General features: G+C 34.3%; 21 protein-coding genes. 18 read left to right on the plus strand and 3 right to left on the minus strand.

The genetic code is table 11. The annotated features are described in order from the left end of the window. Positions 1–36: 36 nt before the first annotated feature. Both R9X47_RS00700 and R9X47_RS00705 read right to left on the minus strand, forming a co-directional pair. Positions 37–573 (minus strand): biotin/lipoyl-containing protein, encoded by a 537-nt coding sequence (locus tag R9X47_RS00700; RefSeq protein WP_432664748.1) that lies wholly within the window; start codon positions 571–573, stop codon positions 37–39. Between the two features lie 26 nt (positions 574–599). Beyond that, positions 600–2,150, minus strand: a complete 1,551-nt coding sequence (locus R9X47_RS00705) for an acyl-CoA carboxylase subunit beta (RefSeq protein WP_432664749.1) — start codon at positions 2,148–2,150, stop codon at positions 600–602. Positions 2,151–2,739: 589 nt separating this feature from the next. Here R9X47_RS00705 and R9X47_RS00710 point away from each other — a divergent pair. The 3 genes from R9X47_RS00710 to R9X47_RS00720 all read left to right on the plus strand — a co-directional run bounded on the left by R9X47_RS00710 (position 2,740) and on the right by R9X47_RS00720 (position 7,985). Then, positions 2,740–5,790 carry a DUF4489 domain-containing protein gene (locus tag R9X47_RS00710; protein ID WP_432664750.1) on the plus strand — a complete coding sequence of 1,017 codons (3,051 nt, stop codon included), beginning with the start codon at positions 2,740–2,742 and terminating at the stop codon, positions 5,788–5,790. A 410-nt stretch (positions 5,791–6,200) separates the two neighbouring features. Further along, positions 6,201–7,454, plus strand: a complete 1,254-nt coding sequence (locus tag R9X47_RS00715; RefSeq protein WP_432664751.1) for a MerR family transcriptional regulator — start codon at positions 6,201–6,203, stop codon at positions 7,452–7,454. Positions 7,455–7,589: 135 nt separating this feature from the next. Continuing rightward, the gene (locus R9X47_RS00720) at positions 7,590–7,985 is read left to right on the plus strand and encodes a nuclear transport factor 2 family protein (RefSeq protein ID WP_432664752.1); all 396 of its coding nucleotides are present in this window, start codon (positions 7,590–7,592) and stop codon (positions 7,983–7,985) included. A gap of 168 nt (positions 7,986–8,153) precedes the next feature. On the opposite strand, the gene ychF is transcribed toward R9X47_RS00720, so the two are convergent. Beyond that, entirely contained in the window at positions 8,154–9,248 is a 1,095-nt protein-coding gene (gene ychF, locus R9X47_RS00725; protein ID WP_432664753.1) for a redox-regulated ATPase YchF, read from the minus strand. Between the two features lie 173 nt (positions 9,249–9,421). On the opposite strand from ychF, the gene R9X47_RS00730 reads away from it, so the two are divergent. From R9X47_RS00730 to murA, 15 genes are all read left to right on the plus strand, one after another. Further along, positions 9,422–10,579, plus strand: coding sequence for a hypothetical protein (locus R9X47_RS00730; RefSeq protein WP_432664754.1), 1,158 nt, complete (start codon positions 9,422–9,424; stop codon positions 10,577–10,579). Between the two features lie 127 nt (positions 10,580–10,706). Beyond that, on the plus strand, positions 10,707–11,987 hold the full coding sequence (yfmF, locus tag R9X47_RS00735) for an EF-P 5-aminopentanol modification-associated protein YfmF (RefSeq protein WP_432664755.1): 1,281 nt from the start codon (positions 10,707–10,709) through the stop codon (positions 11,985–11,987). Between the two features lie 3 nt (positions 11,988–11,990). After that, positions 11,991–13,280, plus strand: a complete 1,290-nt coding sequence (yfmH, locus tag R9X47_RS00740; RefSeq protein ID WP_432664756.1) for an EF-P 5-aminopentanol modification-associated protein YfmH — start codon at positions 11,991–11,993, stop codon at positions 13,278–13,280. Between the two features lie 201 nt (positions 13,281–13,481). Then, positions 13,482–14,213: a prolipoprotein diacylglyceryl transferase gene (gene lgt, locus R9X47_RS00745; RefSeq protein ID WP_432664757.1), complete on the plus strand. Its 732-nt coding sequence runs from the start codon at positions 13,482–13,484 to the stop codon at positions 14,211–14,213. A gap of 137 nt (positions 14,214–14,350) precedes the next feature. Next, positions 14,351–14,485: a hypothetical protein gene (locus R9X47_RS00750; RefSeq protein WP_432664758.1), complete on the plus strand. Its 135-nt coding sequence runs from the start codon at positions 14,351–14,353 to the stop codon at positions 14,483–14,485. A gap of 482 nt (positions 14,486–14,967) precedes the next feature. Continuing rightward, positions 14,968–15,399 carry a division/cell wall cluster transcriptional repressor MraZ gene (mraZ, locus tag R9X47_RS00755; RefSeq protein WP_432664760.1) on the plus strand — a complete coding sequence of 144 codons (432 nt, stop codon included), beginning with the start codon at positions 14,968–14,970 and terminating at the stop codon, positions 15,397–15,399. Positions 15,400–15,413: 14 nt separating this feature from the next. Continuing rightward, positions 15,414–16,349: a 16S rRNA (cytosine(1402)-N(4))-methyltransferase RsmH gene (gene rsmH, locus R9X47_RS00760; RefSeq protein WP_432664762.1), complete on the plus strand. Its 936-nt coding sequence runs from the start codon at positions 15,414–15,416 to the stop codon at positions 16,347–16,349. A 29-nt stretch (positions 16,350–16,378) separates the two neighbouring features. Continuing rightward, positions 16,379–16,894: a cell division protein FtsL gene (locus tag R9X47_RS00765; RefSeq protein ID WP_432664764.1), complete on the plus strand. Its 516-nt coding sequence runs from the start codon at positions 16,379–16,381 to the stop codon at positions 16,892–16,894. A gap of 83 nt (positions 16,895–16,977) precedes the next feature. After that, positions 16,978–18,960, plus strand: coding sequence for a penicillin-binding transpeptidase domain-containing protein (locus tag R9X47_RS00770; RefSeq protein WP_432664766.1), 1,983 nt, complete (start codon positions 16,978–16,980; stop codon positions 18,958–18,960). A gap of 191 nt (positions 18,961–19,151) precedes the next feature. Beyond that, on the plus strand, positions 19,152–20,627 hold the full coding sequence (locus tag R9X47_RS00775; RefSeq protein WP_432664768.1) for a UDP-N-acetylmuramoyl-L-alanyl-D-glutamate--2,6-diaminopimelate ligase: 1,476 nt from the start codon (positions 19,152–19,154) through the stop codon (positions 20,625–20,627). Between the two features lie 89 nt (positions 20,628–20,716). After that, positions 20,717–22,099, plus strand: a complete 1,383-nt coding sequence (locus R9X47_RS00780; protein WP_432664770.1) for a UDP-N-acetylmuramoyl-tripeptide--D-alanyl-D-alanine ligase — start codon at positions 20,717–20,719, stop codon at positions 22,097–22,099. A 4-nt stretch (positions 22,100–22,103) separates the two neighbouring features. Then, a complete protein-coding gene (gene mraY / locus R9X47_RS00785; RefSeq protein WP_432664772.1) occupies positions 22,104–23,066 on the plus strand; it encodes a phospho-N-acetylmuramoyl-pentapeptide-transferase in 963 nt (320 codons plus the stop codon). A gap of 39 nt (positions 23,067–23,105) precedes the next feature. Then, entirely contained in the window at positions 23,106–24,464 is a 1,359-nt protein-coding gene (murD, locus tag R9X47_RS00790; protein WP_432664774.1) for a UDP-N-acetylmuramoyl-L-alanine--D-glutamate ligase, read from the plus strand. A 1-nt stretch (position 24,465) separates the two neighbouring features. After that, complete coding sequence (gene spoVE / locus R9X47_RS00795) at positions 24,466–25,572, plus strand: stage V sporulation protein E (RefSeq protein WP_432664775.1); 1,107 nt, start codon at positions 24,466–24,468, stop codon at positions 25,570–25,572. Between the two features lie 161 nt (positions 25,573–25,733). Next, on the plus strand, positions 25,734–26,987 hold the full coding sequence (gene murA / locus R9X47_RS00800; protein ID WP_432664777.1) for a UDP-N-acetylglucosamine 1-carboxyvinyltransferase: 1,254 nt from the start codon (positions 25,734–25,736) through the stop codon (positions 26,985–26,987). Positions 26,988–26,994: the final 7 nt, after the last annotated feature.

The following is a 26,994-nucleotide window of genomic DNA, read 5'->3' on the forward strand; positions in this document are numbered from 1 at the left end:
GTATAAGAGATGCTGATAATAGGTCAATTTACTTTTTTATCCTATTTTAACCATTATATCTCCTGCGCTTACAGAATCGCCATTTCCTACCTGAACAGAAGTTATAGTTCCGCTCGCTGGGGCCATAATTTCATTTTCCATCTTCATAGCTTCAAGAATTAGTATAATTTGACCAGCTTCCACCTTATCTCCTTCACTAACTCTAACATCTAAAACCGTACCTGGCATCGGAGCAGATATAACCCCTCCTCCTGGTGGCATAGTATTTGGCTTTGTTACCTTTACTGGCTTTGGTGGAGCTTTAAGAGTCTCTTTGCTTTGAGCACATTCAGAACCCTCATTAAGTCTTTCAACTTCCACCGTATATGTATTGCCGCTGATTGTCACTTTAAACTTTTCCACAGTATTTCCCTCCTGGAATGGGCTTTCCCAACTTATATTTCTATTTGTCTCGCCTTTAACACTTTTCACTCTAATATTATCTAAAGAAGTTTTTAAACTCATAGCTACAACTGAGTTAATCACCGCTATTAATTCTTCTAAGTTTTTTTCTAATGCAACTAGATCATTCATATATTCACCTCTTTTTAGTATTTGGTTTATAGAGGGATGTTTCCATGCTTTTTATCTAATCCATGCTCTTCTTTTGAAGATAACCTATTAAACGCCTTTATAATCTTCCTTCTTGTTTCACTTGGCTCTATTACATCATCTACATAACCTCTTTCTGCCGCCTTATATGGAGTGGCAAATTCCTCAGTATATTCAGCTATTTTCTTCTCTCTTTCTTTTTCCGCATCCTCTGCACTGGCTATATCTTTTCTAAATATAATATTTGCAGCTCCCTGAGGACCCATAACTGCTATTTCAGCACTAGGCCATGCATAAACAAAATCCGCCCCTAACTCTTTACAACACATAGCAATATATGCTCCACCATATGCTTTTCTTGTTACTAACGTAACCTTAGGAACTGTAGCTTCACTATATGCATAAAGCATTTTTGCTCCGTGTCTAATAATCCCACCATATTCCTGATTAGTTCCCGGCAAGAACCCTGGAACATCGACTATTGTTAATAATGGAATATTAAAGGCATCACAAGATCTAATGAATCTTCCAGCCTTATCGGATGCATTTATATCTAAGCATCCTGCTAGTACTTTTGGCTGATTAGCTACAATACCTACCGTACTTCCATTAATTCTAGCAAAACAAGTAACTATATTCTGAGCATAATGTGGTTGAACCTCATAATAATGACCATCATCAACTATTTTTTCAATTACATTTAGAACATCGTAAGGCTTCTTAGGACTATCAGGTAATACATTATCTAGCTCAGGAATTATCTTATCTACATCCTCTTTAGCTAAATAAACAGGAGGCTTTTCCTTATTGTTTGAAGGTAAGAAGCTTAGTAACATTCTTATCTGCTCAATACACTCTTCATCATTTGGTGCTACAAAATGAGCAACACCACTTGTTGAATTGTGAGTCATAGCTCCACCTAATTCTTCTGACGAAACTTCTTCACCAGTAACAGTTTTAATTACTTGAGGACCAGTTATAAACATTTGACTTGTTTTATTAACCATATAAATAAAATCTGTTAATGCAGGAGAATATACTGCACCACCAGCGCATGGTCCCATAATTACTGATATCTGAGGAATGAAACCTGATGCTTTAGTGTTCCTGTAAAATATTTTTGCAAATCCAGAAAGAGCATCTACACCTTCCTGTATTCTAGCTCCGCCAGAATCATTCATTCCTACTACTGGAGCACCCGCCTTTACTGCACCATCTAAAACTTTACATATCTTTGCAGCGTGCATTTCTCCTAATGAGCCACCAACTACAGTGAAATCCTGTGCATAGGCATATACAAGTCTTCCATTTACTAAACCATGACCCGTCACAACGCCTTCTCCTGGAGCATCTACATTTTCCATACCAAAATTAGTGCATCTATGCTTTACAAAGGCATCTATTTCTTCAAAAGTACCTTTATCAAATAATAAATTTAATCTTTCTCTAGCTGTTAGCTTTCCTTTTTCATGCTGACTCTTGATTCTTTTCTCTCCGCCACCAGCTTGAACCTTTTCTTTTCTTTTTCGCAAATCATCAATCTTTTGCTTGTTATCCATTGTGAAAACCTCCTATGCTATTATTTATATATTTTTCCTTATACTCTTTAAAATAAACTTACTTTTTATTTTGGCACTGTTAACTTAACGTATTTTATGAATTAATTTAATGTATCTACTATGATCATCCTTTCTCTTATGCAATATAACCATACTAAAACATTAAACCAAACATAGAATAAACAGTCAAGTAGGTATTTTTATCTAACCTGGTCTACGATATATTTACAACTATATCACTAACATTATAATGCTGTGTTTACACGTTAAACCTGATTTATCAAGTCCTTTATATGAAAAACGTTGGTAATAGGTGCTTTCACGTCCACAAGTAATCCAATAAATACTAATAAGTCTATCTAGGATTATCGTAATTGCAGTAAAGAACATTAGCTTGACTAAGCTATCAATGGAGTAATAGATGATATACTAAATATTCTAGTAAACTATATCATTTTAAATAGTATAAGCTTTTGTTAAAAGTAAGTCACTGATTTCTTAAGACTACATATGATGTAGTGAAAATGGAGTATACAGATGTTAAAGATTTAACTCTATAAAGCAAGAAATATGCAGAGGAGGTAAATAAGTGACTTATAATCATACCTATAAGGACCACAAAGCTTGTGAACCTAATAGGGATTTAGCTAAGAGCAAACAAAAGCATACAAAATCAAAAAAAATACTACTAGAATGTGGCAGCGGAACGGGAAGCACAACCTTTACTTCATCCAGTGAGGGATCTTTTCAAATAGCTAATGTGACCGTAAGTACTACAGGTTTAGATAGAAATGAGGTTTTAATAAAATTTTCTAGTATCGTAAATATGAGTGTACTAACTTCTGGAGCAACAATTAGACTAAAATATGAATTATTCAAAAAATGCAGAGGGAGAGAGCCACAGTCCTTAGGAACTTGGATGTTTGAAGAAATTGATGTTAGTTCCTCAGCATTTCAAGCACAAGAAGAATCATTTAGTTTTGTCTTTTGTGATTGCATAACTTGTACAGGGTGTTTTGAGTATTTTGTAACAGTTACACCCATTGAAATTGAGGGATCTACAGCCACAGTTGGTAATGGAAGGATGGCCGCATTATCTAGTTCGCCATGTGGTGGCACTAAATCCAGAGGAAAACATCCTAGGCCTAAGGAAGTAGTGCTTGCATGTGGTGAGGGAAACGGAAGTATGATTCTTAGGGAAGATGATGATGAGCCATTTGGAATAGCCCATATTACCCTAAATACTACCTGTTTTATTAAACCTAAAGCTTTAATAGAGTTTTCAAGTATTATTAAGATTGATAGTGATATAAGCGATATCCGCCTACAATTTGAACTATTTAGAGTTTGTAGTGATGGAAGGGCGGTATCTCGGGGGATTTGGACATTTGAAAGAACAGGTATTTCTGCCGACGTGAATCTAGAGAAAGCATTCGATTTTACTTTTTGTGAATGTGAAATCCCATGTGACTGCTGCGAATATTTTGTGACAGTTACGTCCCTTGAAATAATTGGACCTTCAAGTGAGGCCGATGTAGTAGTTGACAATGCTAGAATGGTTGCCCTTGCCCAATCAGCAGTAGACTTTGATGATTGCAAAATTCTTGATGGAAAAAGTGACTGCACGGATTGTGTACCTGAACGTCCTAAAGCTAAAGAAATACTACTTGAATGCGGCGTGGGGACTGGAAGCAGAACTTTTAGTTCATCAAATGAGCCAGCCTTTCAACTAGCACAGGTTACAATAGATACGACGCAGTTTTGTAAGCCAATGGTGAATATTGAGTTTTCAAGTATCGTAAGCTTTAATAGGTTAAGCACTCTTTCTGATGCACGACTAAGATATGAATTATTTAGAGTCTGTGACAATAAAAAGCCTATATCAATAGGTGTATGGGTATTGGAGAGAGTAATAAACGATGGAGATCTAGGAAAGTCTACAAATATATTTAATTTTACTTTCTGCGACTGTATAAGCTGTCCTGGTTGCTGTGATTACTTTGTAACCGTTACGCCTATTGAAATAACAGAAGGAGGTATTACGGTAACTGTTAATAATGGCAGAATGGCAGCATTGGCTCAGGAAGGACATTGTAACCATAACTATATGGAAAAGAAATCTAACAAATCACTGGTGAGCTGTACTAAATGTAAAGAAAAACCTACTAAACCTAAAAAAATACTGCTTGAATGTGGTGAGGGTACTGGAAGTAGAACTTTTACATCGTCCGGTGAGATACCCTTCCAACTAGCCCATGTTACCCTAGATACCACCTGCTTATATAGACCTGAAGTGTTAATAAAGTTTTCTAGTATCGTCAATATAGAGAGACTCATTGATGGAGCAACAGCTAGGCTGAGATACGAACTATTTAGAGTATGCGATGATGAAGAGGCAAAATTCTTAGGAACTTGGATGTTTGAGGAAGTTAACATTGATTCAGTAGAATTTGACCGACAAGAAGAATCCTTTAGTTTTATCTTTTGTGAACGTATCACTTACCCCGGCTGCTACGACTACTTTGTAAGAGTTACACCAAGCGAAATTGAAGGAGCTACAGCCACGGTCAGTGATGGAAGAATGGCGGCATTATCTAAGCCTTTAAGAGACCGTTTAGAGGTCGACTGTAAAAAATTTGATTCGAAACAGGATGATACCAAATTAGGAAGAAAACAACCTAATCCTAAGAAAATAATGCTTGCATGTGGCCAGGGAAATGGAAGTGTTGTCTTCAGGAGAGACCTTGCAGCGACGATTGATCTAGACCCACCAGTCAATATAGCCCATGTTACCTTAGATACAACCTGTTTAGTTAAACCTAAAGTTTTAATAGAGTTTTCAAGTATTATTAAGCTCGATAATGATGTGACAGATATACGTCTAAAATTTGAGTTGTTTAGAGTTAATGGAGAAGAAGAACCCTTATCCCTTGGTACTTGGAACTTTGCAAGAACAGGTGTTTCTAATGATTTTATAGAACTAGATAAAGCCTTTGATTTTACTTTTTGTGAATGTGAAGCTCCTAGGGGCTGCTGTGAATACTTTGTGACAATTACCCCCCTTGAAATAGTTATAGCTGATCAGCTAGGACCAGATATAGTAGTTGATAATGCTAGAATGGTTGCCTTTGCCCAGTCATCAAGTGACTTAGATGGTTGTAAAATTATCGATAAAAAAAGTAAGTGCATGGATTGTGCAGAGAAGCATCCTTCAGCTAAAAAAATAGTATTTGAATGTGGTGAGGGGACTGGAAGCAAAACTTTTACTTCAGCAAATGAGTCAGCCTTTCAATTAGCGTGGGTCACCTTAGATACCACATACTTAATTAATCCAATGGTAAATATTGAGTTTTCAAGTATCATAAGTTTTGAGGGCAGCGGTGATGCTAGACTGCGATACGAATTGTTTAGAGTCTGCGATAATAGAGAACCTGTATCACTAGGCATTTGGGTATCGGAGAGAATAGGTCAGAACCAGATGAATAGAGCCACAAACATATTCAATTTTACTTTCTGTAACTGCATAAGCTGTCCTGGCTGTTGTGATTACTTTGTAACCGTTACGCTTATTAGTATAGCATCAAGACCTAGAGTAACAGTTAGCAATGGTAGAATTGCTGCATTGGCTCAGGAAAGATAGTAGAATGACAATAGGCTGATAATTAGCGATTTTAAGTCTATGATTTATCCTTTAGATTTAAAAGTATCCATTTAGTATTATCGTAATTGCAGTAAATTTGCAGTCAAATGCAGTACAAGTTAATAGCAGTAAAATCAAGGGATTAGCATAGTTTGAAGCTTTGCTAGTCCCTGTTATTTTGGAGGGGAAATATATGTATCATAAAATAAATACAGACTTTATCATACTGGGATATTCATATAATGGAATTAGAGATTAATTATTTGAAGGATTTACTGTCAAAGGTGTTGAATATTATACAGGATTATTAGAACATAATTAAAAGTAACCCAACGACTCATATACATGGGCCATGATTGAAAAATAGAAGTGATGTCTGATGTGAGATTTGATAGAAAGGAATAATTCATGTGAGAATTGGAACTTTTGCTAAAAAAAACCAACTAACAGTTGATACAATACGTTATTATATGGATTTAGGGCTCCTCGTACCAGTAAAGAAGAATGCTTATTATGATTTTGACGATACATGTCAAAAGGACTTAAGTCATGTGATACGTCTAAAAAGGATGGGCTTTAAACTAAAAGATATCGGAAGAATCTTAGTAATGATGCGTATAGGTTCAGCATCACCCAAAAGTGAAACTGAGTATATCTTAAAGCAATTTGAAAATAGGATACGCGACATAGATGTAGAGGAAGAATCTCTTAGGAAAATGAAACAGAGTATAATTCAAGAGATGGAGAATCTAAGAAACTTTAAGTTAGATTCTAATGCTTTGATTGGAGTACGATTGGAACACATATCCTTGTTTCACTGTAATTATTGTGAAGGTTCATTTAACCTTGAGGATGCTATTGTTAAGCAGGGGAAGATTTTAGACGGGAGCTTGGTGTGCGTTTGCGGTGCAAGGCTTATTATTGAAAATGGAATGATAATAGGTAAACATAACTTTGGAAAGAGATACTTTAATGTATCTAAGGATTTGACAAATGTCTATGAAGATTATGTGAATATAGCGGACCCAGCTTTTTTGAATCAACTATATTCAGGTATGAATTGGATAAAAAGACAAGTTTGCTCAAAACAAGAATCACCACTTATTATATTGGAATTTGGAGTCGGATCAGGATTTTTTCTAAAATATTTTATGAAGCATTTAAAAGAGACAGATATTTACATTGCTATTGACCATGATAAAAAAAGATTAGAGCTATTAAAAGATATGCTTGTTGCAAATAATATGGATAAGCAGATTTTGTTAATATGTTCAGACTTTTTAGAATTACCTTTAAAAAGTAATGTAGCCAAAGTAGTTGTAGATTTTTATGGAAGTATGAGTTATGCACTTGAGAATGAAAAGCCATTAGTTACTTCTATTGAAAAATGGTTGTCAATCAAAGGTGAGTATTTTGGATGTTTTGTGATTTATGAATCTTTGTATGATGAAGTAAAAAATCTGATTCGTTGTAGAAGCGTATTTAGTGCAGAAGGGATTCTCTCATTACTAAGAGAAACACAGATGTCATTAATTGAAGATGTACTCGGTGATGTAATCAAATCATCTAATGATTATAAAAAGTTTCATCAAACAGGTAAAAATATGCGTAACTATATAATTCATTGCAAAATGAATAAAACCAAAGAAGAACCATTGAGTTAACCCCATAGTCTATCATAAAAAAGTAAAGTAGGTATGAAATTCACTCTTGCCATGGACTTAACTCCATCTAGTACTATAGTATATAGGGTAAACCTTTAGATAGCATAAGAAATTGTGAGAGGTGATATTTAGAAAATGAACAGAATTAATGTTGTGAGGAATTTTTTAGAAGCAATTAATGAAGGTAAAACAGGTGATGAATTAGAGCTGTTCTACGATGAAAATGTAGTTCAGATTGAGTATCCTAATTTATTGACAAAGAATTTAACAGAGCGTGATCTGAGAGCTTTGAAAGAGGCCAGTGAAAAAGGTGCACAAGTACTTAAAAGTCAAAGCTTTGAGCTTATCAAAGCATATGAGTGTGGTGATACGGTTATTATTGAGGCTAAGTGGACGGGCGTGTTAGCAATGCCTATTGGGAAACTAAGTATTGGTGATGAAATGAAAGCTCATTTTGCTCAGTTTTTTGATTTTAAAAACAACCGAATTATCCGTCAAAGAAACTATGATTGTTTTGAGAACTTTTTGTAATCAATTATGTATTGAAAAGAAGGGGTAATTATCGAAATTACACAATCGTTTTATAAAACATGATACTGATAACACATTTGAAATTAAGTGTTCCAAACATGAGATAAACGCAACAAGTCAGTTATAAAAGACTTGTTGCGTTTTAGTTTAAGCAAATAGCATATTTTTTTACACGTTAAATCTGAATAGTATAACATCTCCATCTTGTACAACATATTCTTTACCCTCAAGTCTTACAAGTCCCTTGTCCTTAGCAGCAGACATAGTTCCAAGCTCTTTAAGGTCATCGTATGCTATAGTTTCAGCACGGATAAATCCTCTCTCTATATCAGAGTGAATCTTTCCAGCGGCCTGTGGAGCCTTAGTTCCGCGTCTAATAGTCCATGCTCTAACTTCTTGTGGACCAGCAGTAAGGAAGCTGATTAGATCTAGTAGGTGGTAGCTTGATTTGATAAGCTTGTCAAGACCAGACTCTTTAAGTCCTAGTTCTTCAAGGAATGCATCCTTTTCTTCATCATCTAGCTCAGCTATTTCTTGTTCGATCTTTGCACTGATAACAACTACTTCAGCGCCTTCAGTCTTTGCGAATTCTCTAACTTCATCAACGAAGCTGTTCTCTCCATTGTTTTCAACTAAATCATCTTCAGATACATTCGCACAGTAGATGATTGGCTTAGCTGATAATAATTGAAGAGATTTAACGAACTCCCATTCTTTATCATTGAACTCCATAGCTCTTACAGATATACCTTCTTCAAGGGTAGCCTTTATTTTTTCTAATATATCCATCTCGCTTTGAAGACTCTTGTCACTCTTTAGGGCTTTTCTAGTCTTCATGATTCTTCTATCTATTAATTCTTCATCGGAGAAGATTAGCTCAAGGTTTATAGTTTCAATATCTTTTTGAGGTCCAATTTTTCCGTCTACGTGTACAACATTTTCATCTTCAAAACATCTTACAACGTGGATGATTGATGCAACTTCTCTGATATGGCCAAGGAATTGGTTTCCAAGACCTTCTCCCTTTGAGGCACCTTTAACTAGTCCTGCTATATCATAGAACTCTATAGCTGTATTAACAACCTTTTTAGAATCGTATACATCTCTTAATACTGCAAGTCTTTCGTCTGGTACTGTTACAACTCCAACGTTTGGCTCTATAGTACAGAATGGATAGTTAGCCGATTCAGCTCCAGCCTTAGTTATCGCATTAAATAGTGTACTTTTACCTACATTAGGTAAACCTACTATCCCTAACTTCATATATATTCTTCCTTTCACTGATTAATTTGTCGATATTTACATACAGAATAAATTATAATGCATATATATTTGTAAAGCAATAGATTTAAAGGTATTTATAGCTTCGGAGGAACATATTTTTTTATAAAAGCAAATAAAATGTATAAAGATCATGGTTATTAAAATAAAAGGGGATGATTTTTATTAACGATAGATTCTATCTTTTTCTTAAATCCCTGTTACTAGGACTTTTGCTAATAGGAGTTATGGTTTTAAAGGGTAATACTGAAAGACTCTTAACCATAGTATCAACATTACTCATTATAAATATTTTAAGTAATATTAAGTTTAGATTTAATCATTCTTTTATAATTGTGATAGGGCTGATTATAGGATATATTTTAGGGAATTTCATATTATATTATTCCTTTATAAATAACGACAATAATCAAGGCTTTACAAGGAAAAACTATAATGAGAAAATAACTAGACCAGCTGTAATAATCTTTTCTATTGGAGAGCCAACCACTTATGAACTGCCCGTTGTATTAAATAATATCTATGGTGATAAGTCAATAATTAGGAAGATAACTGCACCTATAGAGGTGTCAAAATATAAGGTTGCCTATGAAAACATTGGTGGCAGTAGAAATATGGATTTGTCTAATAGAATAAAAGATGATTTAGAGACACGCTTAGGAGTAGATTATGATTTATATGTAGCATATTTTAATACAGCTCCTTTAATATATGAAGAAATAGAAAGGTTAGGAAAAAGGTATGAAAAGATTATTCTAGTGCCCTTGATGCTAAGCGAATCAAAGGAATATATAGGGATGAAAAAAGCAGTGGAGGAGAATTTCTTGAATAATGATACAAGAATAAAAATCACTCCTTTGCTTTGGAAAAGTCAAAAGCTTTCGAAGCAAATCTTAAAGCAAATCATTGAGAAGACTGGATGGGATAAAGTCGATTCTACAGGTATTATACTTCTAATGTCAAGTCGGTATAGCTTTTATGAACAGAGTATCTTCTGTAATGATGTAATAAGTAAAATGGAGAAAATAAATTTTGATAAGGATAATATAGTTTGTTTGAAGTATGATAACAAAGAAAAACTTTTCCTAAAAGCCGTTAGAAAGCTGAGGGAAAGAAGTGTAGACAGTATTCTAGTTATAAGCGTTGCGAGGCTACAAGATGATATAATAGACCAAAACAGAATCAGTAAACTTGTTAAAAAGGCATCGAAAAAGGAATACGTTGATATTGAATACATTAATGGTTGGGGAATCGATGAAAATCTACTTAACGAACTTGAATACAATATAAGGATAACAAATATAAGAAATTAATGGTAATGCTTATCTCGCAAGTTTTGACAAAATATAGTAAAATATTGATAGTGCTATATGTATTTTATACGTGTTTTTATATAATAATAAAAATATCTACAATTTAAACCCAGAGGGAGGTTACATATTGTTAAACATATTAGATCAAATGGAGCTTAATGATTCTATTAAATTACATGTTATAAAGTCAAATAAGTTTAAGACAAATCTAATAGGTGTATATATAAAGCGTCCATTGTTAGAGGAAGAAGCCACTAAAAATTCTTTATTATCTATGCTAATAAATAAGGGAACAAAAGAGTATCCATCATTCCTTGAGCTTAATAGAAAACTCGAGGATTTATATGGTTCTGTTTTGATTTCTGATGTAGTTAAGAAGGGTGAGACCCAAATAATCCAGATCAAAATGCAGCTTCCAAATAGTAAATATATTGATAATAAGGATATCTTAAAGGAAGGCTTGAAGATATTAAATGGTGCTATGAATGACCAAATTGTTGAAAACGGTGGCTTTAGAAGGGAAAGTTTCTTGCAGGAAAAGGAAAATCTAAAGGAAAAGATTGAAAGCAGAATAAATGACAAAATGAGATTTGCCGTTGAGAGATGCGTTGAAGAAATGTGTGATGATGAAAGGTATAGTATATATGAATATGGTAGTATAGATGAATTAGATAAAATTGATGAAAAGGGACTATACCAGCATTTTGAAGAGGCTATTTCAAGTTCTCCTATCGATATCTTCATTGTAGGAGATGTTGAAGAAAATGAAATTAAGTCTCTATTTAGTGAAAGTCTAAGCTTTAACAGAGGAAATATTATCTCAGTACCAAGGGAAGAGATAAGTAAGGAAATTACTAAAGTTAAAGAGATAGAGGATAACTTTAATATTAATCAAGGGAAATTAACCCTTGGATATAGGACAAATATACCTTATGAGAGCGAGTTGTATGAAAGCTCAATATTGTTTTCAAATATTTTAGGTGGAGGCCCTAATTCAAAGCTATTTAAGAATGTAAGAGAAAAAGAAAGCTTGTGCTACTACATATTTTCCAAAGTAGATAAGTTTAAATCTATTATGTTAGTAAGCTGTGGTATAGAGTTTGAAAACTTTGAGAAAACCAAGGATTTAATCAAGCAGGAAGTCGAATCTTTAAGGGCGGGGAACTTTACAGAGGATGACATTGAAATAGCGAAAAAGTCAATTATAACTTCTATCAAGTCCTTAACTGATACACCAAACATGTTTATGGATTTTATGTATTCTCAGATTTTAAGTAATTCCATTAATAGTATAGAGAATATACTTGCTAAGGTTGAAGCTGTTAACAAAGAATCTATTATAGAAGCAGGAAAGAAAATTGAACTAGATACAATTTACTTCCTTAATAAAGAAGGGGAGGGAAGATAAGGTATGGAAAGAGAAATTTATAGTGATATTTTGAAGGAAAAAATATATTTTCAAAAGTTTGATAACGGATTGGAAATATTCATACTTCCTAAAAAGGATTATACGAAGAAGTTTGCTATATTTGGAACTCGTTATGGATCAATAGATAATAAGTTCATTGTTCCTGGAGAAAAGGAAACTACTGAGGTTCCAGAAGGGATCGCTCATTTTCTTGAGCATAAGCTTTTTGAAAGTGAAGAAGGCGGGGTATTTGGTAGATTTTCTAAGCTAGGGTCAAGCGTTAATGCCTATACAAATTTTAATTCAACTTGTTATTTATTCTCCTGTACAGATAAATTTTATGAGAATCTTGGAATCCTTATAGATTTTGTTCAATCTCCATATCTTACAGATGAAAATGTTGAGAAGGAGAAGGGAATTATAGAGCAGGAAATCAGAATGTATGAGGATAACCCAAATTGGAAGGTGTTTTTCAATGGCCTAAGAGCACTTTATCACACACATCCAGTCAGTATTGATATAGCAGGAACTGTCGAAAGCATATACAAGATAACAAAGGATGAATTGTATAAGTGCTACAATACCTTCTATGTTCCAAATAATATGGTGGTATTTGTAGTCGGTGATGTTGATAGGGATGAGACCTACAAAACTATTGAGAGAAGCTTAAAGTCAAGCTATAAGAAGCTTGAGGGGAATACAGAAAGGATTTTACCAACTGAATCTAAAGATGTTAGAGAAAAGAAGGTAGAAGAAAAGCTTTCAGTATCCATGCCACTATTTAATATCTCATTTAAAAATACAGATAACTTCTTGGAAGGTGTAGATTTATTGAGGACAGATATAGAGACTAAGGTCATTCTAGATACTGTCTTTGGTAGAAGTTCTAAGCTTTATAAAAAGCTCTACGACCAGGGGCTTATAAATGAAAACTTTGAAAGCGAATATACCTTTGATGTTTCCTATGGTCACTCGGTAATCGGTGGAGAATCAAAGGACCCCGATAGAGTTTATGAAATAATACGAGAGGAAATAGAAAACATTAAAAGTAAAGGCTTAAATAGAGAGGATTTTGAAAGGGTTAAGAAAAAGTCAATAGGGCAGCATATAAGCTCCTTTAATTCAGTAGAGTTTATCGCAAACACCTTTACATCATACTATTTTAAAGGCATAAATCTCTTTGATTATATAGCCCAACTACAAAATCTAGAGTACGAAAATGTGTCTAAAAGGTTTAACCAACATTTTGATTTAGATAAGAGTGTTTTATCTCTGATAAAACCTAATTCATAAATTGTTTACAATTATAAACTTGAAAATACAAGTCACATAAGTATATAATTATTTTAGTTGCCATGTTGTGGCAACTAAAATTGTTATGGTGGAAGTTTACTTTAAATCATTAGCTAGCTTTGGACTTGCCACCTATAACTTAGAACTTGCAGGTTGTCTATATGATATTCCTTATTCTATGTAGATGATTTTGCTTAAGGAGTGAATTCATTGAATCCTATAGCATTTGAAGTTTTTGGAATCGCAGTACGTTGGTACGGTATATTGATTTCTTCAGGAATGATAATAGGTACCATCTTAGCCATCAGGGAAGCAAAACGACTTGGTCTAGACGAGAACTTAATAATTGATTTCATTTTAGTTATGATTCCATCGGCGATAATTGGTGCCAGACTATACTATGTAATATTTGACTGGAGTCAATACAACGGAGACATAATGAGGATGATAAATATTAGAGAAGGTGGATTAGCCATACATGGTGGTGTAATAGGCGGTGTAATAGCCGGTATATTATATACAAGAGTCAAGAAAATTGACTTTTGGCAGCTTGCCGATATTATTGCTCCAAGTTTAATTTTAGGTCAGTCAATTGGCAGATGGGGAAATTTTATTAATCAAGAAGCCCACGGTGGACCAACGGATTTACCATGGGGGATTATGGTCGATGGAGTGAAGGTGCATCCAACCTTTCTATATGAATCAATATGGAATTTTGCTATTTTTCTCTTCTTAATGACTTATAGAAAGAAAAAGAAGTTTGATGGAGAGCTCTTCTATATATACCTTGTATTATATTCAGTTGGAAGATTCTTTATTGAAGGGATGAGAACCGATAGTCTTATGATGGGACCATTTAGGGTAGCTCAGGTTTTAAGCCTTACTTTGATATTGATTTTCGGATTTTTATTGTTCCAAAAACGCAGAAAATAAGTCTTTTTTCGACAATTGTAACAATTCTGAAATATTATTGTAAAATAACAGTAATTGACATAATATGGCATAAGGTGTATTATATTTACACTGACTCTTAAATTTCCCAATACAAATTTGAATAAGAGGTGAAAAATATGTCATATTGTGATATATCAATTGAAGAGATACATAAGCTCCAAAGCAAACTAGAGAGACTAGATGAAGGTACTTCTAGTTTTAATGAAATCTTAAAAGTAAGTGAAGAAATTGACACAATGCTAGCAAAGTAATCAAACCCAGATTATTTGTGGAGAGTTTAAAGGTATAAAGAAACTTTAAATTTTCTATGAATGGTCTGGGTTCAATTTTTATAACAGATAGGAAATTATAAACTTATCAAAACTGTGTAGGTGTTTCATAATAAGGAAGAAATTCGTAATTTTGAGACGCTAGAGGGTTGAGTTCATAAAATGACTTTATGGGCTCAGCCCTTTTTTGTGTATATATTTTCTTTGATAACATTATTAGTCGTTCAGATTCTAAGGAATAATCTTGATATTAAGCTGTGTCTGGAACTAGGTTAAATTCAGGGTTACAGCGTGCTTTTTGTCTGAGCAATTGTACCTATTAAGATTTAGTACCAAATGACTAGGAAAAAAAGCGAAAAATTTAAAAAAACTAGCAGGAAAAGGAAGATGACTATAGAATTAAACTATTAGTGGTTAAAAGTGGGTAATGGTGGTTTGATTTCCCTTAAAGTGGAGTGAATTTTATGTTTATCGGGGAATATATTTATACAATTGATAAAAAAGGAAGAATAAATGTTCCTGCGAAATTCAGGGAAAGACTAGGGGAGACCTTTTTTATAACAAAGGGATTGGACAACTCTCTTTTTGTATTTCCTGAGGCTGAGTGGAGGAACTTTGAAAACAAACTGAAACAATTACCCTTAACGAACAGAAATGCAAGGGCCTTTGCAAGGCTATTCTTCTCAGGAGCCACTGAATGTAGCTTAGATAAACAAGGTAGAGTTACAATTGCACAAAATCTAAGGGATTTTGGAGAGCTTGAGAAGGAAATTGCAATAATAGGTGTATCATCGAGAATTGAAATATGGAGTAAAAATAATTGGGATAAATATAATGATTCTGCAAATATTAGTTATGACGATATAGCTGAGCAAATGGCGGAATTAGGAATATAAAAGGATGGTATAGTATGGAATTTAAACATGAAACGGTATTACTTGAAGAAACTATAGATAATTTGAACATTGACCCTAAAGGAATTTATGTTGATGGAACTTTAGGTGGAGGAGGTCATTCTGAGCTTATATGTTCAAAGCTTAGCGAAGAAGGTCTTCTTATTGGTATAGATCAAGATCAGGAAGCATTAGCCCATGCAAAGGAAAGGCTAAAAAAACATTCCAATAGATTTGAGTTTGTGAATAGCAATTTTTCAAATGTTAAAGAGGTACTAGCTAAATTAGGGATCGAGAAAATCAATGGTATTGTTCTTGATTTAGGAGTATCCTCATATCAACTTGATAATAAGGAAAGAGGATTCTCTTATATGCAGGATGCTAATCTGGATATGAGAATGGATAGGAATAGAAGTCTTACAGCTGAGGAAGTAGTAAATACATACTCAGAGAAGGAACTTCAGAAAATTATTAAGCTGTATGGAGAAGAAAAATGGGCATCGAGGATAGCTAAGTTCATAGTTGCAGAAAGAAAAGAGAAAGAAATAAAAACTACAGGTGAATTGGTTGAAATAATAAAGAAGGCCGTTCCAGCAGGGGCTAGAAGAAATGGACCGCACCCAGCAAAGAGAACATTCCAGGCCATAAGAATAGAAGTTAATAATGAACTTGGCATACTAGAACAAACCGTTAAAGATGTTTCTGAGGTATTAACTAAAGACGGAAGAATTTGCATCATAACCTTCCATTCATTAGAAGATAGAATAATCAAGAATGTATATAAGGAGTTAGCGACAGGGTGCATATGCCCACCGGAATTACCTATATGTAAGTGTGACAATGAACCGATATTAAAGGTTGTTACTAGAAAACCAATTTATCCATCGGAGATGGAGGTAGAGGTCAACCCTAGATCTAGAAGCGCGAAGCTAAGGGTGGCAGAAAAGATTTGATGTTCTAAATATCAAAGGGGGAGAATACATTGTTAGTAGCGGAAAAAAAGTATTCTTACGGAGATTATGACTACTTTAAAGAAGAAAAACAAGAACCTATAAAAAAAGTTAATAAGAGAAGAGTCGGCAAGAAGGATATGTTGATTAAGATGAGTATATTATTTTGGGTTGTAATTGTTTCAGCCGCTTTTATACTTATATTACTAAGATATACTGCTATAACAGAAGCTAGATACAATGTTTATAGTTTAAACAAGGAAATAACAAAGCTGGAGGACAATCTTCGAGATGCAAAGGTTGAGTTAGAAAGCTTTACGAGGTCAGATATAGTTGAAGAAACTGCAATTAAAGAGTTGAATATGCAATATCCTCAATATGAGCAAATGGTATTTTTGGACATAGATACTACACCGGACTTGGATTTAATGGTTCTTGAGGAAGATAATTTTACAGACGAAGAATCTATAGAAGAACAAAATAAGGACAAAAAATTAGTTGATTATTTGAAATTATCTTTTCAAAAGCTATATTCTTTATTAGACTAATTTAGATTATAAGAATATGGTTAAGAATAAAAGGACCCAGTGGCTTTAAGTTTGTATTTATTTTTTTAAGGAGGACTAGGAAGTTGTCAAATCCAAGTATTATCAATAAAAAACGTCTTATTGTTGCTTTGTTTTGTATATGTTTAGTTTTTTTTGGACTGATATTTAGATTAGGCTGGATTCAGGTTGTTAATGGTGAGAGGCTTAGAATGTTAGCTGTTCAACAGCAGACTAGAGATGTTCCTATAACGGCAAGGAGAGGAACAATATACGATAGAAATGGAAAGGAACTAGCTGTCAGTGTAACAACATTTACGGTATGGGGAACTCCATCGGAAATTAGCTCAAAAGAGGTTGTAGCTAAAAGCCTAGCGGAGATACTAGAGTTAGACGAAGAAGACGTGCTTAGCAATATATCACAAAAAAAAGGATTAGTAAAGATAGCAAAATGGATAGACAAAGAGAAAGCCAATGCAATAACTAAAGAGAAGCTAAAGGGTATTCAAGTTGCCCAAGACTATAAAAGATTTTATCCATATGGAAACTTCGCTCCCCATATTCTAGGCCATACTACCGATGACAATCGAGGACTAGTTGGTGTGGAGCTCAAATATGATAAGGTACTAAGTGGTCTACCAGGTAGATGGATAAAAAACACAGATGCTGCAGGTAGACAATTGGCCTACGGGATTGAAAAATACTACGAGCCAGTCAATGGGCTTAATGTTATTCTTACTATTGACGAGGTTATTCAGCACTTTACTGAAAAAGCCGTTGAGAGTGCACTTATAAAAACTGGTTCCCAAAGGGTAATGGCTATAGTTATGGCTCCCAAAACTGGAGATATACTTGCTATGACTGTTAAGCCTGACTATGATCCAAACACTCCTAGAATACCATTGGATGAAGAAGAAAAAGAAAGATATGAAACGATGGAACAAAGTGAAAGGTCGAAGCTCTGGAACAAGATGTGGAGAAATCCAATGATAAGTGATACATATGAGCCAGGTTCAACTTTTAAGTTGATAACATCGGCAGCGGGTTTAGAGGAAGGTGTTGTTGAACCAAACTCACCGTTTTATTCTCCAGGCTATTCTATTGTGGCAGGTCAAAAAATAAAATGTTGGAGACATTATCGTCCCCATGGTAATCAGACTTTTACAGAGGGTGTACAAAACTCATGTAACCCTGTTTTTATAGAGGTTGCTCAGAGGTTAGGACCAGAAAAGTTTTACAAGTATCTTGACGCTTTTGGATTTAAGGACAAAACAGAGATAGACTTACCTGGAGAAGGTGGTTCAATTATTCAGAATATAAATAGTGCCGGACCAGTGGGATTAGCAACAATGTCTTTTGGTCATGGTATATCGATTACTCCGATGCAACTTATTACTGCACTTTCTTCAGTAGCCAATGATGGCAAGCTTATGCAGCCAAGGGTAGTAAAGGAGCTTACCGATGATTCTGGAAATGTTATTCATAGATATGAGCCTAAATTTGTAAGACAGGTGCTTTCTGAAAAGACTGCAAAGGAACTAAGATTAATAATGGAGTCAGTTGTTACCGATGGTTCTGGTAAAAAGGCATACATACCTGGATTTAGAATGGGTGGGAAAACCGGGACTGCGGACAAAATTGTTGATGGTAGATATGCCAAAGGAAAGGTGTATTCATCATTTGTAGCCGTTGCACCTGTTAATGATCCTGAAATTGTAGTTCTTTTAATTTGTGATGAACCTCAGGGAACACACTTTGGTAGTTTAACAGCTGCTCCAGCAGTACAAGAGATAGCGAGGGATACCCTTAGATACTTGGAAGTAGAACCTCAATATAATGAAGAAGAAAAGGAAAAGTTTGAAAAGGAAGATGTGGCTATTCCAGAGGTAAGAAGCCTTAAGCTTTCTGAAGCCGCAAAGATACTTTCTGAATATAAACTAGAATATAATACAGAACCTATAAAGGTTAAAGATGGAAATGGAATAGTAATGGATCAATTTCCTAAGCCAGGGAGCAAGGTAAAGCAAGATTCAATCGTTATATTATATGTTAAGGAAGAATCTGAATAAACAATATCTAAACTTTATGATATAATAAAAAGGATTAACTAGGAAAGAGGGCAATTTAAATTAAGGCTTAGACTTTAATTTAAATTGCCTTTTAGTAAGTGTATAGAGTTCATGTAATTGTATGTGAGCCTCTATAATAGAGCTGATACAGGGTTGTTTACCTATATATCTTATAACTGGGAGAGATAAGGATGAAATTAGAGAATTTATTAAATGGAGTAGAGGTTATAAAGTCCTATGGGAATATCGATAGAGATATAACTGGAATTGTATATGACTCAAGACGAGCAACTAAAAACAGTTTGTTTGTTTGCGTAATGGGATTTAAAACCGATGGGCATAAGTTTATTCAGAGTGCTATGAGTAACGGTGCAGCCACTCTTGTTATAGAGAAGGACATTGAAAATATTGAGAAACTAGTTGAAGATCATAGGATAACGATTATAAAGGTGAAAGATGGTAGAGAAGCACTTTCGAAGCTGGCTGCAAACTTTTATAATAATCCAAGTGAAAGATTTAAAGTTGTGGGTATTACTGGTACAAATGGAAAGACATCTATTACATATTTAATTAGCAACATTTTAGAGGCAAATAATAAAAAGACCAGCTTAATAGGTACTATAAAAAGCAAAATCTTAGATGTAGAGTATAAGGTAGCAAATACTACTCCAGAATCTGTAGAGTTACAGTATTTTTTCAATGAAATGGTGAAAAAGGATATAGATGTATGTACCATGGAGGTTTCATCCCATTCATTGGAGTTAAAGAGGGTAGCAGATATAAGTTTTGACATTGGTGTTTTTACTAATCTTACACCTGATCATTTAGGTTTCCATAAGGATATGGAGAACTATAAAAATGCAAAGATAAAATTATTTTATAAAACTAAGGATGCTAATATTATTAATATTGATGACAAACATGGAAAAGAGATTTATGAAGAGATAAAGAAACTAGATACACCTCTTTTAAGCTATGGAATTAATAGTGACTGTGATATATATGCTGATAATATTGATATGCATGCTGGTTACTCAGAGTTTGAGCTAGTTACACCTAAATTCAAAGGAAAAGTAAGGATTAATATTCCTGGACTATTCTCTATATACAATATCCTAGCAGCAATATCCGTCTGCTACACACTGGGCTACAGCTTTGAAGAAATTTCAGAGGGAATCGATGCCATAAAGCCTGTGAGAGGGAGATTTGAAACCGTTGAAAATGATAAGGAAATAGGTGTAATAGTTGACTATGCTCATACTCCAGATGCTTTAGAAAATGTACTTAAAACCATCAATCAATTTGCAAAGGGAAAAGTAACAGTAGTGTTTGGATGTGGAGGAGACAGAGATGGAAGCAAAAGACATCTCATGGGTAAGATAGCATATGACATGTCGGACTATGCAATAATTACTAACGACAACCCTCGAACTGAGGACCCTGAAAAAATAGTGGAAGACATTATGAAAGGAATTGGTCCAGACAAAGACAAATATGAAGTTATAATAGATAGAAAAGAAGCGATTAAAAGGGCAATCGAAGGAGCCAAAAAAGGTGATGTAGTTTTGATCGCAGGAAAAGGCCACGAAACTTATCAAATAATCAATGATGAGGTATCTGATTTTGATGATAGGGAAGTTGCTTTGGAGTTTTTGAAGGCGAACTAGACAATTTTTCAAGAGAAGACCTAGCAAAAACCGAGGGGCCTGATTCCCCAGAGTTTTTGTCTTTAATATAGCAGTAAGGAGGAAAAGTGATGATTCAATTAAAGGACATTATAGCTGCTACAAATGGAAAACTTCTATCAGGAGATGAAAATACTCAGTTTAAAGGTATTTCAATAGATTCTAGAAAAATTGAAGAAGGTTGTCTATTTATTCCTATCATAGGTGAAAGATTTGATGGCCATAGGTTTATAGAAGATGCTTTAAATTTAGGCGCAATTGGAACCTTAACGAGTAAAAAAATAAATTTTAATAATGACTCAAAAAAATGTATAATAATGGTTGAGGACACTTTAAAGGCTCTTCAAGATATCTCTAAATATTTTTTGAAAAAGGCAAACATTCCTGTTGTCGGAGTAACCGGGAGCACAGGTAAAACCACAACAAAGGAATTGATTTATAATGTTTTATCTCAAAAATATAATGTTTTGAAAAACAAGGGTAATTTTAATAATCATATAGGCCTGCCTCTGACGCTACTAGATATCGAAAAAGAACATGAGATTGTTGTATTGGAAATGGGGATGAGTGGCCGAGGCGAAATTGATCTTTTAGCGAAAATCACAAACCCAGAGGTTGGAGTGATAACCAATATTGGTATTTGCCATATTGAAAACCTAGGATCTAAGGAAGAAATATTTAACGCAAAAATGGAACTAAAAAATCATATGGACGAATCTTCATTATTAATACTAAATGGTGACGATGACTATTTAGGGAAGATGAAAAATGAAGGTACGACCTATAGAAAAGTTTTTGCGGGCTTAAAGGAAGATAACGATATCTATGCAGCGAAAATTAACGATTTAGGTTACGAAGGTGTAGAGTTTTCCGCTGTGATTGATGGAAAAACCCATGATTTCAAGCTAAATGTGCCGGGTATACATAATGTCTATAATTCATTGTTAGCGATAGGTGTTGGTATGCATTACAATATATCCTTAGAAAAAATTAAGCTTGGATTGAGCAGCTTTGGTGGTAACAAAATGAGGCTAAATATTATTGAAGTAGAGGATAATATTAAGCTTATTAACGACTGTTATAATGCAAATCCTGACTCTATGGAAGCTGCTCTAAGTGTGCTTAAAAGCATAGAAGCTAAAAGAAAAATAGCGATACTTGGAGATATGCTTGAACTCGGTGATTTTTCAGAGAGAGCCCATAAAGAAGTTGGAAAAATAGTTTTTGAAAATGGAATAGACATTCTTTTGACAGTTGGTAAGGATGCAGTGAATATTATGAATGGAGCCATAGAAAGTGGATTTCCAAAGGAAAGAGTATTTGCCGTAAATAATAACATAACTGCTGCAAACATATTGAATACCTTAAAAAAATCTGGAGATCTTATGCTTGTTAAAGGATCTAGAGGTATGAAAATGGAGGAAATTGTACAGTATCTACAAGAGAGGAGATAAATAAATGAGCGAGTTTACACAGCTGATAACTATAGTAGCTATATCATTCTTTATAACACTAATTTTAGGACCACTTTCTATACCTATGTTAAAGAGGTTGAAGGTAGGGCAAAGCATTCGTGCTGATGGGCCAAAATCACACTTTTCTAAGTCGGGAACACCTACTATGGGTGGTATAATAATGATTGTAGCTATATTAATTACTACTCTGACATCGGGGAGACTTAATAAAGATTTATACATAATTTTGTTTTCAACATTAGGATTTGGGTTAATAGGATTTATTGATGACTTTATAAAGGTTGTGTTAAAACGAAACCTAGGACTTAAAGCATATCAAAAGCTTATTGGACAAATTGCAATTGCAGTTTGTATAGCTATATATCAATCAAGAATATCTGTTTTTGAAACTCAAGTATTAGTACCGTTTTTTAAGGTACATATAGATTTAGGATTCTTATATGTTCCATTCATTGTATTTGTTGTTGTAGCAACAACAAACAGTGTTAATTTGACAGATGGATTAGATGGCCTTGCGGCAGGGGTAACCTTAATAGTTTCTTCCTTTTTTAGTCTTGTGGCTATCAACTGGGGATATCCAAGTATTGCAGTTTTTTCCGCGGCACTTACAGGAGCCTGTTTAGGTTTCCTAAGATTTAATGCCCATCCTGCCAAAGTGTTTATGGGGGATACGGGTTCAATGGCGCTGGGGGGAGCGATAGCATCCATAGCTATTTTGATGAACCTTACCTTGTTTATACCTCTTGTTGGGGGGATTTACTTTGTAGAAGCGTTATCAGTTATAATGCAGGTTACATCATTTAAATTAACTGGTAAAAGGATATTTAAAATGACTCCACTGCATCACCATTTTGAACTAGTTGGTTGGAAGGAAACGAAGATTGTAGTTGTGTTTTGGAGTGTTACATTAGTGCTATGTATAATAGGGCTCTATGCATTAAGATAAAAATCCCAGAAATGAAATCAGATATGAGGCGGTGGAATAATGGAACTAAAAAATAAAAACGTGCTAGTAGTTGGAATGGCAACTTCAGGGATTCCTACTGTAAAGACATTGTCAAAGTTAGGGGCTAAAATTACGATTAATGATATAAAATCAAGGGAGCAGCTTTCAGATATATTAGAAGAAATAGGTAATCTTTGCAGTGATTTAATTCTTGGAGATCACCCTGATAGAACAGACAACTATGATCTTATTGTCTTAAGTCCAGGTGTGCCTACTGACCTAACGTTCCTAAAAAAGGCTAAGAACGAGAATGTACATATAATCGGTGAGCTTGAGCTTGCATTTAGACTTAGTAAGGGTAAATACGTCGCCATTACAGGTACGAATGGAAAAACTACTACTACAGCCCTTACGGGGGAAATCTTTAAAAATGCAAAAAAGGAAACCTTCGTAGTTGGAAATATCGGTTTAGCGGCAATATCAAAGGCTTTGGATACTACCGATGATACGGTTTTAGTAACAGAGACAAGTAGTTTCCAGCTTGAAACTATAGAATCCTTTAGACCTAGGATTTCTGCAATACTAAATATTACTCCTGACCATTTAAATCGTCATAAAACCATGGAAAACTACATTGATGCAAAGGCAAATATATTTAAAAATCAAGTTGATGACGATATATTAATCTTAAACTATGATAATGATGAAACGAAAAGACTAGCTTCTAGAGCAAATTGTAAGGTGGTATTTTTCAGCAGAAAAGCATCTTTAGATGAAGGGGCTTATGTAGAGGATAATAATATTGTATTTAAGAATGGTAATAGCAAAGAAACTATTTGTAATGTAGATGATATCTATATTGCAGGAAATCATAATTTGGAAAATGCTTTAGCTGCTACGACTTTTGCTATGTACTCAGGAATAAATAAAGATGTTATCAAATATACTTTAAAGAACTTTAAAGGTATCGAACATAGAACAGAATTTGTTGAGGAGATTGATGGAATTAAGTTTTACAATGATTCTAAAGGGACTAATCCTGATGCTTCAATAAAGGCTGTGGAAGGTTTAAAGGGACCTTTGATACTAATAGCAGGTGGTATGGATAAGGGCAGTTCCTTTGATGAGTTTGTGGGTGCCTTTAATGATAAGGTAAAGGCCTTGGTATTACTTGGAGAAACCGCAAACAAGATTAAAGAAACTGCTGAAGGGTTCGGCTTTAAAAATACTTTTATAGTTAAAAACATGGAAGAGGCTGTTGAGAAAGCTTATGAAGTAGCTAATGAGAAGGATACTATCCTACTGTCACCTGCCTGTGCAAGTTGGGATATGTATAAGAGTTTTGAAGTGAGAGGAAAGCATTTCAAGGATTGCGTTTATAAGTTAAGGAGTGTTTAATATGGCACAAAGAAAGTCCTTTGACTTTACGTTAATGATATCTGTACTTATACTTGTAATTATTGGTATTATAATGGTGTTTAGTTCAAGCCAGTACTATTCATTCTATAATTTCAAACAAGACAGTTATCATTTTCTTAAGAAAAATCTAATATGGGCATTGATTGGTCTATTTGCTATGATTTTCACTATGAACTTCAATTATAAAAGATATAAAAAGCTAGCTTTTCCAGCTTATATGTTGAGCCTAGTTTTGCTTATTTTAGTGTTAACTCCCTTAGGAAAAGACATAAATGGAGCTAAAAGATGGATTATAGTTGGAGGGATATCTATCATGCCATCTGAGGTTACTAAAATATGTGCGATCATTTTTGTAGCAAATAGTCTCTCTAGAAGAGCGAAGGAGATTAATAGCTTTTTTAAAGGAGTATTTCCATATTTATTAATCATTGGACTATACGTTGGTTTAATCATTTTACAACCAAACTTAAGTACTGCGACTACCATAGCCTTGATTATTATGTCGATGCTTTTCGTTTCTGGAATGAGATGGATGCATGTATTTCTATTAGGAGGGGCCGGTGTCGGTGCTATTGGCGTGTTGATAATGATGGCTCCCTATAGGATGCAGCGTTTAACATCTTTTCTGGATCCATTCAAAGATCCAAAGGGAAGTGGATATCAGGTTATTCAATCCCTGTTTGCTCTCGGATCGGGAGGACTTTTTGGAGTTGGGCTTGGAAGAAGTGTACAAAACAAGCTTTACATACCTGAGCCTCAAAATGACTTTATATTTGCAACGATAGGTGAGGAGCTAGGCTTTATTGGGTGTGTGACAGTTATGTTGCTATTTTTGTTCCTAATATGGAGGGGTATCAGGATAGCAATATATGCTCCAGATTTATTTAGCTGTCTATTAGCAACCGGAATAACGGCTATGATTGCAATACAAGTTATGATAAATATTGCAGTTGCAACTTCATCCATGCCCGTAACTGGTATTCCATTACCATTTATAAGTTTTGGAGGAAACTCACTATCAATATTTATGGGTGCAATTGGTATTTTGTTAAACATATCTAGATACACTGAAGTAGAAATAAGTTAAAATATAAATTCATAGAGATTTAAGTAGAACTATATATAAAGTTTTTAATGGAAGATAAATTGACCGATAAATTATTTTCTAATGAACAGTAACACCTACGAGTTATACGCATACAATAGTTATATATTCTTCTTATTTTTATGCTCTCGGAGGTGAACTATGTGTCAAAATACCTAATTAATGGAGGGAAAAAACTTAAAGGTGAATTAGAAATTAGTGGAGCTAAAAATGCAGTATTACCAATTTTGGCTGCATCTGTAATAAATGGCGGAGAATGTATTATCAATGGATATCCTAAACTTAGAGATGTTGATATAATGATAAAAATTCTCACGTCAATAGGCTGTACTGTAGAAAAGAACGAACGGTCTATAATTGTAAATTCTAAGAATATATTTACCCATGAAATAGATGAGAGCTTAGTTAGAGAAATGAGATCATCTATTTTCTTGATGGGCCCAATGCTGGCCCGCTTTGGAAAAATAAAGATCAGTTATCCAGGTGGCTGTGAAATAGGTCATAGGCCTATAGACTTGCATCTGAAGGGTTTAAAAGAAATGGGAGTAAATATAACAGAGGCCCATGGCTTTTTAGAGTGTGAGGTTGAAGATTTAAGAGGTGCGGAAATACACTTGGACTATCCTAGTGTAGGAGCAACTGAGAATATTATGCTGTCAGCTGTGTTAGCTAAGGGTAAGACAATAATAAGAAATCCCGCTAAGGAACCAGAAATCGTAGATCTTCAGAATTTCTTAAATGGGATGGGTGCTAAAATAAGTGGAGCAGGGACCGGTACTATTGAGGTCGATGGTGTCGATAGCCTGACAAATGTAGAGCATCGTATTATGCCTGATAGAATAGTAGCTGGTACTATCTTAGTGGCCGCTGCTATTACTAAAAGCGAGATTACAGTTACAAATGTGGTGTCAGATCATATACTTTCAATTTTATCTAAGCTTAAGGAAGTTGGATGTATTATATTAGAGAAGGAAAATGAACTGAGAATAATACCGCCTTCCGTATTAAAACCAGTTGATATCATAAGGACTTTGCCTTATCCAGGATTCCCTACGGATATGCAGCCTCAAATTGTATCTGTGCTGACTTTATGTGAAGGAACTAGCATTGTTACTGAAACTGTTTTTGAAAATAGATTCAAGCATACTGAGGAACTCATGAGAATGGGTGCAAAGATAAAGGTTGATGGTAGAGTAGCCGTTATAAAGGGAGTTGACCAATTAACGGGAGCTAAGGTATCGGCTAAGGATTTAAGAGGTGGAGCAGCCTTGGTACTCGCAGGTCTAGCAGCAGAGGGAACAACAATAGTTGAGAACATTAAACATATTGAACGAGGTTATGATAATTTTGATCTAATGCTTCAAAAATTAGGAGCCGATATAAGGCGAATTGATTAAGATGTAT

Source organism: Wukongibacter baidiensis (assembly GCF_050888315.1).
Classification (GTDB): domain Bacteria; phylum Bacillota; class Clostridia; order Peptostreptococcales; family Caminicellaceae; genus Wukongibacter; species Wukongibacter baidiensis.

Excerpts from the sequence above, each read along its gene's own strand:
- R9X47_RS00700 (WP_432664748.1), bottom strand. The coding sequence starts at position 573 with ATGAATGATCTAGTTGCATTAGAAAAAAACTTAGAAGAATTAATAGCG.
- R9X47_RS00705 (WP_432664749.1), bottom strand. The coding sequence starts at position 2,150 with ATGGATAACAAGCAAAAGATTGATGATTTGCGAAAAAGAAAAGAAAAG.
- R9X47_RS00720 (WP_432664752.1), top strand. The coding sequence starts at position 7,590 with ATGAACAGAATTAATGTTGTGAGGAATTTTTTAGAAGCAATTAATGAA.
- ychF (WP_432664753.1), bottom strand. The coding sequence starts at position 9,248 with ATGAAGTTAGGGATAGTAGGTTTACCTAATGTAGGTAAAAGTACACTA.
- R9X47_RS00730 (WP_432664754.1), top strand. The coding sequence starts at position 9,422 with ATGATTTTTATTAACGATAGATTCTATCTTTTTCTTAAATCCCTGTTA.
- yfmH (WP_432664756.1), top strand. The coding sequence starts at position 11,991 with ATGGAAAGAGAAATTTATAGTGATATTTTGAAGGAAAAAATATATTTT.
- R9X47_RS00750 (WP_432664758.1), top strand. The coding sequence starts at position 14,351 with ATGTCATATTGTGATATATCAATTGAAGAGATACATAAGCTCCAAAGC.
- mraZ (WP_432664760.1), top strand. The coding sequence starts at position 14,968 with ATGTTTATCGGGGAATATATTTATACAATTGATAAAAAAGGAAGAATA.
- rsmH (WP_432664762.1), top strand. The coding sequence starts at position 15,414 with ATGGAATTTAAACATGAAACGGTATTACTTGAAGAAACTATAGATAAT.
- R9X47_RS00775 (WP_432664768.1), top strand. The coding sequence starts at position 19,152 with ATGAAATTAGAGAATTTATTAAATGGAGTAGAGGTTATAAAGTCCTAT.
- R9X47_RS00780 (WP_432664770.1), top strand. The coding sequence starts at position 20,717 with ATGATTCAATTAAAGGACATTATAGCTGCTACAAATGGAAAACTTCTA.
- mraY (WP_432664772.1), top strand. The coding sequence starts at position 22,104 with ATGAGCGAGTTTACACAGCTGATAACTATAGTAGCTATATCATTCTTT.
- murD (WP_432664774.1), top strand. The coding sequence starts at position 23,106 with ATGGAACTAAAAAATAAAAACGTGCTAGTAGTTGGAATGGCAACTTCA.
- spoVE (WP_432664775.1), top strand. The coding sequence starts at position 24,466 with ATGGCACAAAGAAAGTCCTTTGACTTTACGTTAATGATATCTGTACTT.